The organism is Pseudomonas sp. R11F (assembly GCF_050312575.1).
In the GTDB taxonomy this organism is placed as follows: Bacteria; Pseudomonadota; Gammaproteobacteria; order Pseudomonadales; family Pseudomonadaceae; genus Aquipseudomonas; species Aquipseudomonas palleroniana.
This window is the reverse complement of record NZ_JBNPJU010000014.1, coordinates 96,425-109,548: the sequence shown is the minus strand read 5'-3', so window position 1 is coordinate 109,548 and position 13,124 is coordinate 96,425. Positions and strand designations below refer to the sequence as shown.

The window sequence follows — 13,124 nt, the reverse complement described above, 5'->3', positions numbered from 1 at the left end:
ATGACTCATCCAACGCTAACCCGCAGCTGGGTGGCCTCCGCCAACGGTCACCGCGATTTTCCCCTGCAAAACCTGCCGCTGGGGGTGTTCAGCATCAAGGGCTCGGCACCGCGCAGCGGCGTGGCGATTGGTGACTCAATCCTTGACCTGTTTGCCGCCTTGGACGCGTTCGAGGGTGAGGCTCGCCGCGCCGTGGAAGCCACCGCCGGCGGTCAGTTGAATGCCTTTTTCGAACTCGGCCGTGGCCCGCGTGTGGCCCTGCGCGAACGCCTGCTGGAACTGCTGGCCGAAGGCAGCCAACTGCAAACCCGCGAGGCGCAGGTGCTGCACCGCGCCGCCGATTGCCAGATGCACGTGCCGGCGAAAATCAGCGACTACACCGACTTCTACGTCGGCATCGAACACGCGCAGAACGTCGGCAAACTCTTCCGCCCCGACAACCCCTTGCTGCCGAACTACAAGTACGTGCCGATCGGTTACCACGGGCGCGCCTCGACCATTCGCCCATCGGGCACCGACGTCCGTCGCCCCAAGGGCCAGACGCTGCCGGCCGGCCAGACCGAGCCGAGCTTCGGCCCGTGCGCACGCCTGGACTACGAATTGGAGCTGGGCATCTGGATCGGCCCGGGCAACGCCATGGGCGACGCGATTGCCATTGGCGACGCGGCCGAGCATATCGCCGGTTTCTGCCTGCTCAACGACTGGTCGGCGCGGGATATCCAGGCTTGGGAGTACCAGCCGCTGGGGCCGTTCCTGTCCAAGAGCTTTATCACCAGCATCTCGCCCTGGGTGGTTACGGCTGAAGCGCTGGAGCCGTTCCGCAAGGCGCAAGCGCCGCGTCCCGAAGGTGACCCGCAGCCGCTGTCTTACCTGCTGGACAAGCGTGACCAGAACGCAGGTGCCCTGGATATCGAACTGGAAGTCCTGCTGACCACCGCTTCGATGCGTGAGCAGAACCTGCCGGCTCATCGCCTGACGCTGAGCAACACCCAGCACATGTACTGGACCGCAGCCCAAATGGTTGCCCACCACAGCAGCAACGGCTGCCAGTTGCAGGCCGGAGATCTGTTCGGCTCGGGCACCTTGTCCGGGCCGCAGCCGGGGCAGTTCGGCAGCCTGCTGGAAATCACCGAAGGCGGAAAAAAACCGATTGAACTGCCGAGTGGCGAGGTGCGCAAGTTCCTTGAGGACGGCGACGAAATCATCCTGCGTGCCCGTTGCAGCCGTGAAGGGTTTGCTCCCATTGGCTTCGGCGAGTGCCGTGGCACCGTGGTCGCGGCGCACTGAGAGGGACGGGCGATGGATCTCTATACCTACTACCGCTCTACCGCGTCGTATCGGGTGCGTATCGCGCTGGCGCTCAAGGGGCTGGATTTCAGCGCCGTGCCGGTCAACCTGCTGGTTCCGGCGGGCGGCGCCAACCGCCAGCCCGAATACCTGGCGATCAACCCGCAAGGCCGCGTGCCTGCGTTGCGTACTGATGACGGGGCGTTACTGATCCAGTCGCAGGCGATCATCGAGTATCTGGAGGAACGTTATCCACAGGTGCCGCTGCTCTCCAAAGACCTGGCCGCCCGTGCCCATGAGCGGGCGGTTGCCTCGATCATCGCCTGCGATATCCACCCATTGCACAACTCCAGCACCCAGAACCTGTTGCGAAAGTGGGGGCATGATGAGGCACAGTTGCTGGAATGGATCGGCCATTGGATCAGCCAGGGCCTGGGCGCGGTGGAGCAACTGATTGGCGATAAAGGCTTTTGCTTTGGCGAGCAGCCGGGGATGGCGGATGCGTTCCTGATTCCCCAGTTGTACGCGGCGGAACGTTTCAAGGTGCCTTTGGCCGCGTACCCGCGTATCGGGCGGGTGGCAGCCTTGGCGGCCCGGCATCCGGCGTTTGTGCAAGCACATCCGGCTAATCAGCCGGATACCCCTGATACACCCTGAATGAATGTGGGAGGGGGCTTGCCCCCTTCCACATTGGATCGAAGTTGCCCACATAAAAAATAAAGGGACCTTGCGATGCACAATCAGATTGCCAGCTTTCGTGCGGCACTCGATGCCCGTCCGGTGTCGAACTATCAGTGGTTGATCCTCCTGCTACTGGCGCTGTTGCTGGTGACCGACGGCTACGACGCTCAGGTGCTGGGTTACGTGGTACCGGCGTTGGCCAAGGATTGGGGCTTGGAAAAAGCTGCGTTCGGCCCGGTATTCAGTGCCAACCTGTTGGGCCTGACGTTGGGCTCGCTGCTGGTGACGCCGCTGGCCGACCGGTTTGGCGTGCGGCGCATCCTGCTGGGTTGCGTGCTGATCTACGCCAGCCTCACGGTGTTGATGGTGTTTGCCAACTCCCTGACGACGCTGATGGCCGCGCGCTTTATCTGCGGGATTGGCATGGGCGGTGCGATGCCGAGTGCCATGGCGTTGATGTCGGAATACTCCCCACCCCGTTTGCGCACCTTGATGGTGACGTTGGCCGCGTGCGGTTTTTCGTTCGGCGGCGCGGCGGGTGGGTTCGTTGCGGCGGGGTTTATCGAAGGCTTTGGCTGGCAGGCGGTTTTCCTGGCGGGCGGCGTCACGCCGTTGCTGCTGTTCCCCTTCCTGGTGTGGCTGCTGCCCGAATCCCTGCCGCGCCTGTTGCGTGACGCACCGCCCTATGCGCGCTTGCAAAAGGTCACGGCGCGCATGCTGCCCGGCTGGCAGCCGCCACTGGCCAGCGCGGCCGAAAGCCAGCGGGAGGAGGGGAGCAAGCTGACGGTGCTGGAGTTGTTCCGCAACGGCTATGCGCGCCCGACCCTGCTGCTCTGGGCGACCTTTTTTGTCAGCTTGATCCTCTTGTACTTCATGATCAGTTGGCTGCCGTCGCTGCTGCTGGAAAGTGGCCTGGCCTTGAAAGAAGCCAATCTGGTGACGTCGATGTTCCTGTTTGCCGGCACCCTGGGTGCCATCGGCATGGCCTGGTTCGCCGACCGCCTGAAAAGCAAGGTGCGGCTGTTGTCCGGCGTATTGGCGGCGGCTGCGCTGTGCACCGTCCTGTTGGGGCTGAACCATGCCAACCCGCGTTACCTGGTGGCCTGCGTGTTCGCCGCCGGTTTCTGCATCATCGGCGGCCAACTGACGCTCAATGCCTTCGCCAGCAACTTCTACCCGGCCCATGTGCGCGCTACCGGCACCGGCTGGGCCTTGGGGGTGGGACGATTCGGCTCGATCCTGGGGCCGCTGTTCGGCAGCCTGCTGTTGGCGATGCATATTCCGGTGCAGCAGATTTTCTTCTTCTGCGCGATTCCGGCGGTGATCGCTGCGTTGCTGATCATTCAGGTACGTTCGCCTGTCGTCAGCGTGCCCAAGAGCCCGTTGCAGACGGATATCCTCAAGGCGCCGCGGGCTTAATGCACCACCGTGTTGGGCGGCAGATGCCCCAGCCGCTCGGTCAGGCGCAGGCGCTGAATCGGGTCTTCGCTGAGCAGCAGGGCATGTTCCAGGTCAAAGCGCTCGGCATTCGGGCAGTCCAGGCGCTGATACAGGCTGGCCCGGGCCAGGTAGTCGGCGGCGCTGGCATTGCCCAGTTCCAGAACGCGCTCGGCATCGATCAAGGCGTCGAGCGGGGCATCATTGGAGAGGTGCAGCTGGCGCAGGTTGCGTGACAGCCGTTGCAGGATCCAGCGGGGTTCAGCGGTGTTCAGGTGTTCGGCCTGCAACTTGAGATTCGGCCCATATTGGCGTTGCAGCAGTTCGCGGCAGTCATTGGGGTACAGACGCCGACCGCCACAGGGGTCCAGCAGATGGTCGGCGCCGGGCACCCGCAACAGAAAATGCCCCGGGAAATTCACGCCCACCAAGGGGATGTCCAGGCGTCGCGCGATTTCCAGTGCGATCAGCGCCATGGCCAAGGGTTGCCCGCGCTTGCGTTGCAGTACCTTGTCCAGCAGGGCGGCGGCGGGGCGCAGCGGGGTGAATTCGTCCTGGGCGAATCCCAGGTCGTTCAAGCGCCGCAACAGGGGTTGACCCAGTTCGTCAGCGGGCAACATGGGCATGCCCAGCGCGACCTGTTGTTGCAGCACGGTGACGTCTTGCAGGATGAGCAACGGCTGCACGGCGGGATCGTGCTCGGCGGCAATCCACAACGCCGCTTCAAACAGCGCGGGGGGAGAGCGGTCCAGGCAGGCGAAAAAGGCTTGGCGGGGATTCATTGCTTTCTCCGGCGGATGCCCTCGTTTTAGCCTTGCTGTGAATTTTCGTCCAGCGTCTTGAGAAATATCCTACCGTCTTATGTCTTAGGGCCTGCAAAACCGTGAGCCTTATTCCAGTGCAGTCCAGCATTTTTCTACCGCAAGCCTATACTTGGGCCACTACCAGAAGTGATTCGGGAGCTCATTGATGTTTGCGCTCATGCACAGCACCCGCCTTGAATCGCTGCACCTGAGCGTCGACCCGGTGACCGGTCTGAAGGCGATCATCGCCATCCACAACAGTCGCCTGGGGCCGGCCTTGGGCGGCTGTCGTTACCTGACGTACCCCGACGATCAAAGTGCCGTGGCGGATGCCGCGCGCCTGGCCCAAGGCATGAGCTACAAAGCCGCCCTGGCCGGCCTGCCGGTAGGCGGCGGTACGGCGGTGATCATCCGCCCCGTGCACGTGGAAAGCCGCGCCGCCTTGTTCGAAGCCTTTGGCCGCTGCATCGAAAAACTCGACGGCCGCTTCATTACCGCCATCGACAGCGGCACCTCGGTTGCCGATATGGACTGCATTGCCCAGCACACGCGCTTCGTCACCAGCACCACCGCCGCCGGCGACCCCGCGCCGCACGCGGCCATGGGAGTGTTTACCGGTATCCGCACCACCGCCATGGCCCGCCTGGGCAGCGATAACCTCGAAGGCTTGCGCGTGGCGGTGCAGGGGCTGGGCAATGTGGGGTATGCCCTGGCCGAGCAACTGCACGCGGCCGGTGCCGAGCTGTTGGTCAGCGACATCGATCATGGCAAGGTCCAACTGGCCATGGAACAACTTGGCGCGCACCCCATCGCCAACGATGCCTTGCTCAGCACCCCTTGCGATATTCTCGCGCCCTGCGGCGTCGGCGCGGTGTTCAATCGCCATACGGTTGGCCAACTGCGTTGCGCCGCTGTGGCCGGTTCCGCCAGCGCGCAACTGACCAACCTGGAGATCGCCGACCAACTGGAAGGGCGAGGCATCCTCTACGCCCCCGACTACGTGATCAACTCCGGCGGCCTGATCTACGTCGCTCTCAAGCACCACGGCGCCGAGTTGGCGGATATCACGGCCCATCTGTCAAACATAGGCAGGCGCCTGACCGAAATCTTCGCCCACGCCCAAGCCGAAAAACGTTCCCCGGCACGGGTTGCCGATGAGCTGGCCGAGCGTCTGCTGTATAAATAGCCCAGGCATTAAAAAGGCCCTGAGCCAGTGACTCAGGGCCTGTTCAATTCGGACTTCATTCCGTTGCAGGGTTCAGCAACTCGGCCAGTGCATCCGGCTGGCTCTTGAACGCCTTGGCAAACACATCGCGGTTCTTCGCCATGTAGATCCCGGCTTCTTCCACTTGCTGCTCGCTCAGGGACGGCACGGCTTTTTGCAACACTTCTGCGAGCAACTCAGCGAGTTCAAGCATCTTGTCATGACGGTCAGCTTCGGCTTTATCCATGAACAAACGCTCCAGATCTCGGCTGCTGCGGTATACCACTTCGACGGCCATTCACCACCTCACATGCCTTCACGATAGTTGTCTATTGCGACTACTGTATTTATATACAGCTAAAGGTTAAGCCAAACCGTGGGGTTTGGGTAGCAGTTTTTTAATGTAGCCCGAAAAGCCAGGTTTGCAGTGCCTCATATCACCCCGCCATCATCTTATAGCTGCCGCTGGCCTTTTTTCTGCATGCAGAACAACCGTCACGTTCAACTCGCATTATCCGGTCGAGCCGACCTAAGGAAGCATCATCGTGAAAATCAACTGGGCTGAAAGGCTGCGCCAGAACGTCCATGGGCTGGCCGAATCCCTGGGCAACCTGTTTGTCGAGACATTCCATTACCTGGCGTTGTTTGCCATTGGTGCGGTGACCGCGTGGGCGGCGGTGATGGAGTTTCTCGGGATGTTGGAGAACGGGCATATCAAGATCGATGACATCTTGCTGCTGTTCATCTACCTGGAATTGGGCGCGATGGTCGGGATCTATTTCAAGACCAACCACATGCCGGTGCGCTTCCTGATCTACGTGGCGATCACTGCGCTGACGCGCCTGTTGATCTCCAACGTATCGCACCACAACCCGCCGGACATCGGCATCATCTACCTGTGCGGCGGTATTCTGCTGTTGGCGTTTTCGATCATGGTCGTTCGATATGCCTCGTCGGCATTCCCGTCGGTGAAGGTTGAAGGCCCGCGTCGCAAAGGCGAGGCGAGCCAGGAAACCGAGAAGGGCGAACTCTAGAGCCCGACGCTGAAGGGCAGGGGACGGGCGGGCGGGCGCTGCAGGAGTTTGTGGCTGTCACCGTCCGTCATCATCGCCAGGATCTCCATGGCACTATGGCCCTGCTCTATGGCAATGCCGAATTGAATGCTTTGCACCAGCCGCTTGAGCCGCTGCGGATCGTTGCGTTGTTCGGCACTGATCATGCGTTTGGCCACCACGCCCGTTTCGTTCGAGAGGGTGAGCATGATGCTGCCGTCGAGCCGTTGGATGCTCAGGTTGACGCGGTAATCGGGGCTGAAAGTGTCCGTGATGATCTGAAAAGGATTGTCCATGGTGCGTTACCGCCTGATAGGAACATGCAGTCATTGACGACCGGTGTCGGGAATAGTTCGCGTTGCCTGACCACCGGCCACTCCGTCGCTGAGGTTTTACAAAATCCGTTTACCTCATGAGCTGTACAGCAAAGGGCGTGCCGTACAGCGATCTGACAAACAATGCGGTCCTTGTGTGGGAGGGGGCTTGCTCCCGATGGCGGTCATTCAGCCGAGTATTTATTGGCTGACACACCGCTCATCGGGAGCAAGCCCCCTCCCACAGTCATCTCGGGGTGTCTTTGAGAGCGGTGACCTGTTTCAGGGCAGTACCGAGAAAACGATCGCCGAAAGCGCAATCAACCCGATCACCACCACAAACCCATTCGACAACTGGCCCGAATACTGGCGCAGAGAGGGCACGCGGCGGATCGCGTACATCGGCATCAGGAACAACAGGCAGGCAATGATCGGTCCACCCATGGTTTCGATCATGCCCAGGATGCTGGGGTTGAAGGTCGCCACGGCCCAGCAGGTCAGTACCATGAACACTGCGGTGCAACGTTCCAGCGCCTTGGACGACATCGAACGGTTACGCCCGCGCAAGGATTTGACGATCAGGCCCTGGAAGCCTTCACTGGCACCGATGTAGTGGCCCAGGAAGGATTTGGTGATCGCCACCAGCGCAATCAACGGCGCGGCGTAGGCGATGACCGGCGTTTGGAAATGGTTGGCCAGGTACGACAGGATCGAAATGTTCTGCGCCTTGGCGGCCGCCAGGTCGGCCGGCGACAGAGCCAGCACGCAGCTGAAGCAGAAGAACATCACTGTCAGCACCATCATGCCGTGGGCGGTGGCGAGGATCCCGCCGCTTTTGCGCTCGGCCTGGGCGCCATAGACGCGCTTTTGATCGACGGCAAACGCGGAAATGATCGGTGAGTGGTTGAAGGAAAACACCATCACCGGAATCGCCAGCCACAGGGTCTTGAAGAACAGCGGCATTGGCATGCCATCCCCGGCCGAGGCGAAAAACGCGCCGTTCCAGTTGGGGATCAGGCTGAACGCGAGCAGCAACAGCGCGGCGACAAAGGGGTACACCAGCACGCTCATGGCTTTGACGATCACGCCTTGGCCGCAGCGCACAATGGCCATCAGGCCGAGGATCAGCACCAGTGACAGGACTGCCCGCGGTGGTGGCGTCATGTGCAACTGGTGCTCCATGAAGCTGCCAAGGGTGTTGGTCAGCGCCACGCTGTACACCAGCAAAATCGGGAAAATCGCAAAGAAATACAGCAGGGTGATCAGCTTGCCCGCGCCGACGCCGAAATGTTCTTCGACAACTTCGGTGATGTCGCCGGATTTGCCCGACAACACAAAGCGCGTCAGCCCACGGTGGGCGAAGAAGGTCATCGGGAAAGCCAGCAGCGCCAGCACGATCAGCGGCCAGAAGCCGCCGACGCCCGCGTTGATCGGCAGGAACAAGGTGCCCGCGCCGATGGCGGTGCCGTAAAGGCCGAGCATCCAGGTGGTGTCGTGTTGCGTCCAGCCGCTGGTCACGGTTGTTTCTACGGCAGGGTTTTCTACGGCAGGTGTACGTACATCGGTCATCGATATTGCCTCGTTATTATTTTTGCGCGGGCTCACGTTGGGGCGGGTAGCAGTGCTCCGATCAGCACTCCACCCAGCTGACCGCCAGGCCGCCCCGTGAAGTTTCTTTGTATTTGTCATGCATATCGGCACCGGTATCGCGCATGGTGCGGATCACCCGGTCGAGGGAGATGAAGTGTTTGCCGTCGCCGCGCAGGGCCATTTGCGTGGCGTTGATCGCCTTCACGGCAGCGATGGCGTTGCGCTCGATACAGGGGACTTGCACCAGGCCACCGACCGGGTCGCAGGTCAGGCCCAGGTTATGCTCCAGGCCGATTTCGGCGGCGTTTTCCAGTTGCTCGGGGGTGGCGCCGAGGATCTCGGCCAACCCGGCGGCGGCCATGGCGCAGGCTGAGCCGACTTCGCCCTGGCAGCCGACTTCGGCGCCCGAGATCGAGGCGTTTTTCTTGCACAGAATGCCGACAGCGGCGGCGGCCAGGAAGAAATTGACCACATCGTCGTCAGACGCGTTGGCATTGAACTTCATGTAGTAATGCAACACCGCCGGGATGATCCCCGCCGCGCCATTGGTCGGCGCCGTGACCATGCGCCCGCCGGCGGCGTTTTCTTCGTTGACGGCGAGGGCGAACAGGTTGACCCATTCCATCGCGGACAGGGTCGAGGTGATGACATTCGGTTTGCCGATTTCCAGCAGGTTGCGGTGCAATTTCGCGGCGCGACGCGGCACATCCAGGCCACCCGGCAAAATGCCTTCGTCGCGCAGGCCCTGTTCTACGCATTCGCGCATTACCGACCAGATATGCAGCAGGCCGCTGCGGATGGCTTCGTCGCTGCGCCACGCCCGTTCATTGGCCATAATCAGTTCCGAAACCCGCAGGCCGTGCTTGTTGCACAGGGCCAGCAGTTCGACCGCGCTGGAAAAGTCGTAGGGCAATTGCACATCGCTGGTCGGTGCAGTGCCCGAAGCCGCTTCAGCCGCGTCGATGATGAAGCCGCCGCCCACCGAATAATAGGTTTGCTCGCTCAGCAGGCCGGTTTCACCGTAGGCGTGCAGCGACATGGCATTGGGGTGATAAGGCAGGCTTTCGTCCAGCAGCAGGAGATCGGAGTGCCAATTGAAGGCAATGTCCTGGGTGCCGGCGAGCAGCAGCCGGCCGGACTCGCGCAACTGTTGGATGCGCGCGTTGATCGAGGTCGGGTCGACCTGGTCGGGCCATTCGCCCATCAGGCCCATGACACAGGCGCGGTCGGTGGCGTGGCCCACGCCGGTGGCGGACAGCGAGCCGTACAGGCGCACTTCGACCCGGCGCGTGGCGCTCAGTAACTGTTGGTCGACCAGTGCCTGGGCGAAGCTTGCCGCTGCCCGCATGGGGCCGACGGTGTGAGAGCTGGAAGGGCCGATACCGACTTTGAATAGATCGAAAACACTGATAGCCATGCTAAAGCCTTACAAGCAATGGAGTAGGAATCGCTGCCATTTTTGTAGGCCGAGCGCAATTGGCGCGATACTGATCCTCTAGATCGGCACTGACCAACGAATTATCCTAAGAAACCCTTTAGCAGGACTAAACGCTATGACCCGCCCCCTCCATGGTCAGACCTACGTCTGGTTGCACGTGTTTTCCTGTGCGGCACGGCATCTGTCGTTCACCCGTTGCGCTGAAGAACTGCACATCACGCCGGGGGCGGTGAGCCAGCAGATCCGGCAGTTGGAGGAGCGCTTGGGTTTTCGACTGTTCCATCGCCGGGCGCGTGGGGTTGAACTCAGTGCCGAGGGCCAGCGGTTGGCGACGACGGTCGGGGAGGCTTACGGCAGCATCGATGCCGAGTTGCAGCGCTTGGACGCGGGTATGATCAGCGGCACCTTGCGCCTGCGTTCGATTCCATCATTTCTGGGCAAGTGGCTGACCCCACGTCTGCCGCGTTTACAGCAACGCTTCCCGGATATTCAACTGCGCATGGTCGCCGAAGACAGCAGCATTGCCTTGCACGAGGGCGACTTTGACTTGGCGATCGACCTCAACGACGGCAGCTATCCAGGCTTGTTATCCACAGCCCTGCTGGACGAGCAGATATTCCCGGTGTGCGCGCCGAGCCTGTTGCGCGGCCGTCCGCCGTTACACGGACCGGCGGATCTGGCGCACTTCCCGTTGTTGCACGACATCACGGCCTGGCGTGGGAGTTATGAATACGCCGAGTGGGAGTTTTACCTGAATGCCATCGGCTACCACCTCGCCGATGTGCGACGTGGGCACACCTTCAACCGTAACCACCTGACCATCGAAGCCGCCATCGCGGGCATGGGCGTGGCGATTGCGCGGCGCACGTTGCTCAATGACGAGCTGGAGCGCGGCACCTTGATCGTGCCCTTCGGTGTCGCCGTGCCCAACCACAAACGCTACGTGCTGCTGTATGCGCCGGGTGCGTTGAGCCATCCGGGCGTGCGTGCGGTGCATGATTGGCTGGTGGAGGAGGCCGAGGTTTTTCGCGGATTGCACCCGTTGGGAGAGGGGCAATTGTGAGGTTCGCAAGGTGTAGGAAGATTTAACTAACTCCCCACCCTAACAGCGTTTTTGCTCGTAGTCAGACTTAATTTGTAATGTGGGATTTATCTTTGCAAAGGGGTTGAAATGTTTCGCTGACTGCTCAATTGTGTCATCAAGAGGTCATGGTTTCACCGCATCGGTGTTGCAGTTGTGACCTCCCGCGAGCTAGCTGAAATAAGGGAAGAACTATGCAAATCCAAGTCAATAGCGATAACCATATTGAAAGCAGCATCCGACTGGAGGAGTGGGTACGTACGACCATTGAGAGCACGCTTGATCGTTATGAAGAACACCTGACCCGCGTTGAGGTTTACCTGCGCGATGAGAACGGCGACAAGCCCGGCCCCCATGACTTGAGTTGCCGGCTGGAAGCCCGGCCAAAGGGGCATCAACCGATCTCGGTCTGCGATAAAGCCGATACGCTGGAGCAGGCGATCGATGGTGCAGCCATCAAGCTTGAACATGCGTTGGAGCACCTGTTCGGCAAACTGCAAGGCAAGCCACGCGCTGCCGGGAAAAGTCTGCCGGCCAACAAAGTCGACGAGGGTGCGCTCGAAGCAGAGTTCGAAGAAAACTTGCAGGCAGCGATTAACAGCTGACCGCTCTTTCTCCCTAGCCAAACGGGCCTGCAGATGCAGGCCCGTTTTCGTTTAACGGCTGCGGAAAAAATACCGGCTCAAGAGTGCCAGGCCGCCAGCACCGATACCGGCGAAGAGCATCGCCCAACCGGCGCCATGGCGCAGCGCCGCCTGGGCGTCCGTCACGGTCAGCCCCGGCACGTCCAGCTTGCCCGCGGCAAGATGCTGGCTGATCGCCGGCCAGTCTGCTGCTGTGGATTCGGGCAGCAAGCTGGCCAGTTGATGACTGATCCCGAGCAGCAACACCAGCCCCATCAGCGCGATATTGAGCGCCAGGGTAATCAGCCGTGCACTGAGATCGATACCCGACGCCATGCCGGCACGGTCGGCCGAGACCGAGCCGGTGGTGGTGTTGGTGGTCGGCGAATTGGTCAGCGCCAAACCCGTGCCCGCGATGACACAACTGCACAGCACCAGCACGATACTCGGTTGCTCGGTACCGTTGACCAGGGCCATGGCGATAAACCCGGCGCTCATCAAACCCAGGCCCACGGGGATGATCCGCTCCGCGCCATAGCGTAGCGCCAGGCGTTCAGCCAGCGGCGGGACCAGCAAGGTCGGCAGCGTATAGGCCAGCAGGGCGCCGCCGGTGGTCAGGGTGTCGTAGCCCAGGCCCGCCTGGAAATAGAGCGGCAAGTAGATCATGAACGGCCAGAAGCTGAAATTCATCCCGACCGAGCCCATCAACGCGCCGTTGAAACGCTGGATGCGGAACACCGAGAAGTCGAACATCGGATGCTCGCTGCGCCGCTCGATGACTACGAACAACAGCAACCCGATCAACGACAGACCAGCCCAAGCGAGCATGGCCGGTGCGCCGAAGCCGTGCTCGCTGCCTTGGGTGATGAAGTACACCAGCGCAAATACCGACAGCGTCAAGGTGAGCATGCCGGCGATGTCCAGGCGATGACCCGCCGGGTCCCGCGATTCCTGCACGCTGACCCGCAGCAGCACCAGGGTCAGCAGGGTCAGCGGCACATGCACCAGGAACACCCAGCGCCAATCCGCGATCGCCAGGATCAAGGCCCCCACCATGGGCCCGAAGCCCAGGCCCAGGCCCGCAATCACGCCCCATACCGCGAAGGCCCGCGCACGCGCCGCCGGCTCCCGGAACTGGTGCGAAAGAATGGCGAACTGACAAATCATCATGGCGCCGGCTCCCACACCCTGGACAAAACGCGCCGCGATCAGCATGGGCGCCGTATCGGCCAGCCCACAGGCCAGCGAAGCCAGGCCGAACAGCCACAAGCACAGCACCAGCATGCGCCGTCGGCCAAAGCGATCGGCCAGGGTGCCCGCTGCCATCAGCACGCTGGTACAGGCCAGGGTGTAGGCGTTCATGATCCATTGGGCATCCTGGAAGCCTGTGCCCAATTGTTGTTCGAGAGTGGGCAGGATGACCGGCACGCTGGAGATTTCCAGGCCGAACATCAGTGCAACGAGGCACACAGCGGTAAGGGCGAGGCCATCTCTGGCGGTCCGTGGGGCGCTGACGGCCGATACAGCGGCGGCGGGCGGCATGGGCAATTCCTTTGGATTGAATGAGGGTTTATTCTCGCGGGAACAGGATTCTTTATTCGTGATAAGTTTTCC

At 61.5% G+C, this 13,124-nt stretch carries 13 protein-coding genes; 7 read left to right on the top strand and 6 right to left on the bottom strand.

The window, feature by feature from the left end; translation table 11 throughout:
• The 3 genes from fahA to ACQRBV_RS03865 all read left to right on the top strand — a co-directional run bounded on the left by fahA (position 1) and on the right by ACQRBV_RS03865 (position 3,387).
• A complete protein-coding gene (fahA, locus tag ACQRBV_RS03875) occupies positions 1-1,287 on the top strand; it encodes a fumarylacetoacetase (protein ID WP_411985505.1) in 1,287 nt (428 codons plus the stop codon).
• Positions 1,288-1,299: 12 nt separating this feature from the next.
• Positions 1,300-1,944 (top strand): maleylacetoacetate isomerase, encoded by a 645-nt coding sequence (gene maiA / locus ACQRBV_RS03870; protein WP_244384255.1) that lies wholly within the window; start codon positions 1,300-1,302, stop codon positions 1,942-1,944.
• 75 nt (positions 1,945-2,019) lie between these two features.
• Positions 2,020-3,387, top strand: a complete 1,368-nt coding sequence (locus ACQRBV_RS03865) for an MFS transporter (RefSeq protein WP_198760459.1) — start codon at positions 2,020-2,022, stop codon at positions 3,385-3,387.
• Here ACQRBV_RS03865 and ACQRBV_RS03860 read toward each other — a convergent pair.
• Complete coding sequence (locus ACQRBV_RS03860) at positions 3,384-4,187, bottom strand: SirB1 family protein (protein WP_411985506.1); 804 nt, start codon at positions 4,185-4,187, stop codon at positions 3,384-3,386. The two genes, ACQRBV_RS03865 and ACQRBV_RS03860, sit on opposite strands and share 4 nt — an antisense overlap.
• 187 nt (positions 4,188-4,374) lie before the next feature.
• On the opposite strand from ACQRBV_RS03860, the gene ACQRBV_RS03855 reads away from it, so the two are divergent.
• Entirely contained in the window at positions 4,375-5,394 is a 1,020-nt protein-coding gene (locus tag ACQRBV_RS03855; RefSeq protein ID WP_060753834.1) for a Leu/Phe/Val dehydrogenase, read from the top strand.
• Positions 5,395-5,449: 55 nt separating this feature from the next.
• On the opposite strand, the gene ACQRBV_RS03850 is transcribed toward ACQRBV_RS03855, so the two are convergent.
• Positions 5,450-5,710 carry a YebG family protein gene (locus ACQRBV_RS03850; RefSeq protein WP_161548215.1) on the bottom strand — a complete coding sequence of 87 codons (261 nt, stop codon included), beginning with the start codon at positions 5,708-5,710 and terminating at the stop codon, positions 5,450-5,452.
• Positions 5,711-5,957: 247 nt separating this feature from the next.
• On the opposite strand from ACQRBV_RS03850, the gene ACQRBV_RS03845 reads away from it, so the two are divergent.
• Entirely contained in the window at positions 5,958-6,446 is a 489-nt protein-coding gene (locus ACQRBV_RS03845) for a phosphate-starvation-inducible protein PsiE (protein WP_060755005.1), read from the top strand.
• On the opposite strand, the gene ACQRBV_RS03840 is transcribed toward ACQRBV_RS03845, so the two are convergent.
• The 3 genes from ACQRBV_RS03840 to ACQRBV_RS03830 all read right to left on the bottom strand — a co-directional run bounded on the left by ACQRBV_RS03840 (position 6,443) and on the right by ACQRBV_RS03830 (position 9,785).
• Positions 6,443-6,760: a DUF3509 domain-containing protein gene (locus tag ACQRBV_RS03840; protein ID WP_090366587.1), complete on the bottom strand. Its 318-nt coding sequence runs from the start codon at positions 6,758-6,760 to the stop codon at positions 6,443-6,445. The two genes, ACQRBV_RS03845 and ACQRBV_RS03840, sit on opposite strands and share 4 nt — an antisense overlap.
• A 300-nt stretch (positions 6,761-7,060) precedes the next feature.
• Positions 7,061-8,347 carry a serine/threonine transporter gene (locus ACQRBV_RS03835; protein WP_090366585.1) on the bottom strand — a complete coding sequence of 429 codons (1,287 nt, stop codon included), beginning with the start codon at positions 8,345-8,347 and terminating at the stop codon, positions 7,061-7,063.
• Positions 8,348-8,408: 61 nt separating this feature from the next.
• A complete protein-coding gene (locus ACQRBV_RS03830) occupies positions 8,409-9,785 on the bottom strand; it encodes an L-serine ammonia-lyase (protein ID WP_411985507.1) in 1,377 nt (458 codons plus the stop codon).
• Between the two features lie 136 nt (positions 9,786-9,921).
• Here ACQRBV_RS03830 and ACQRBV_RS03825 point away from each other — a divergent pair, with 136 nt between their 5' ends.
• Both ACQRBV_RS03825 and ACQRBV_RS03820 read left to right on the top strand, forming a co-directional pair.
• Positions 9,922-10,869, top strand: a complete 948-nt coding sequence (locus tag ACQRBV_RS03825) for a LysR substrate-binding domain-containing protein (protein WP_060755001.1) — start codon at positions 9,922-9,924, stop codon at positions 10,867-10,869.
• A gap of 212 nt (positions 10,870-11,081) precedes the next feature.
• The gene (locus tag ACQRBV_RS03820) at positions 11,082-11,492 is read left to right on the top strand and encodes an HPF/RaiA family ribosome-associated protein (RefSeq protein WP_060755000.1); all 411 of its coding nucleotides are present in this window, start codon (positions 11,082-11,084) and stop codon (positions 11,490-11,492) included.
• A 51-nt stretch (positions 11,493-11,543) separates the two neighbouring features.
• Here ACQRBV_RS03820 and ACQRBV_RS03815 read toward each other — a convergent pair whose 3' ends face one another.
• The gene (locus tag ACQRBV_RS03815) at positions 11,544-13,052 is read right to left on the bottom strand and encodes an MFS transporter (protein ID WP_090366581.1); all 1,509 of its coding nucleotides are present in this window, start codon (positions 13,050-13,052) and stop codon (positions 11,544-11,546) included.
• Between the last annotated feature and the right edge of the window lie 72 nt (positions 13,053-13,124).

What these genes read in the sequence shown, in the direction of transcription:
- fahA (WP_411985505.1), top strand. Translation starts at nt 1, where the DNA reads ATGACTCATCCAACGCTAACCCGCAGCTGGGTGGCCTCCGCCAACGGT.
- maiA (WP_244384255.1), top strand. Translation starts at nt 1,300, where the DNA reads ATGGATCTCTATACCTACTACCGCTCTACCGCGTCGTATCGGGTGCGT.
- ACQRBV_RS03865 (WP_198760459.1), top strand. Translation starts at nt 2,020, where the DNA reads ATGCACAATCAGATTGCCAGCTTTCGTGCGGCACTCGATGCCCGTCCG.
- ACQRBV_RS03860 (WP_411985506.1), bottom strand. Translation starts at nt 4,187, where the DNA reads ATGAATCCCCGCCAAGCCTTTTTCGCCTGCCTGGACCGCTCTCCCCCC.
- ACQRBV_RS03855 (WP_060753834.1), top strand. Translation starts at nt 4,375, where the DNA reads ATGTTTGCGCTCATGCACAGCACCCGCCTTGAATCGCTGCACCTGAGC.
- ACQRBV_RS03850 (WP_161548215.1), bottom strand. Translation starts at nt 5,710, where the DNA reads ATGGCCGTCGAAGTGGTATACCGCAGCAGCCGAGATCTGGAGCGTTTG.
- ACQRBV_RS03840 (WP_090366587.1), bottom strand. Translation starts at nt 6,760, where the DNA reads ATGGACAATCCTTTTCAGATCATCACGGACACTTTCAGCCCCGATTAC.
- ACQRBV_RS03835 (WP_090366585.1), bottom strand. Translation starts at nt 8,347, where the DNA reads ATGACCGATGTACGTACACCTGCCGTAGAAAACCCTGCCGTAGAAACA.
- ACQRBV_RS03830 (WP_411985507.1), bottom strand. Translation starts at nt 9,785, where the DNA reads ATGGCTATCAGTGTTTTCGATCTATTCAAAGTCGGTATCGGCCCTTCC.
- ACQRBV_RS03825 (WP_060755001.1), top strand. Translation starts at nt 9,922, where the DNA reads ATGACCCGCCCCCTCCATGGTCAGACCTACGTCTGGTTGCACGTGTTT.
- ACQRBV_RS03820 (WP_060755000.1), top strand. Translation starts at nt 11,082, where the DNA reads ATGCAAATCCAAGTCAATAGCGATAACCATATTGAAAGCAGCATCCGA.
- ACQRBV_RS03815 (WP_090366581.1), bottom strand. Translation starts at nt 13,052, where the DNA reads ATGCCGCCCGCCGCCGCTGTATCGGCCGTCAGCGCCCCACGGACCGCC.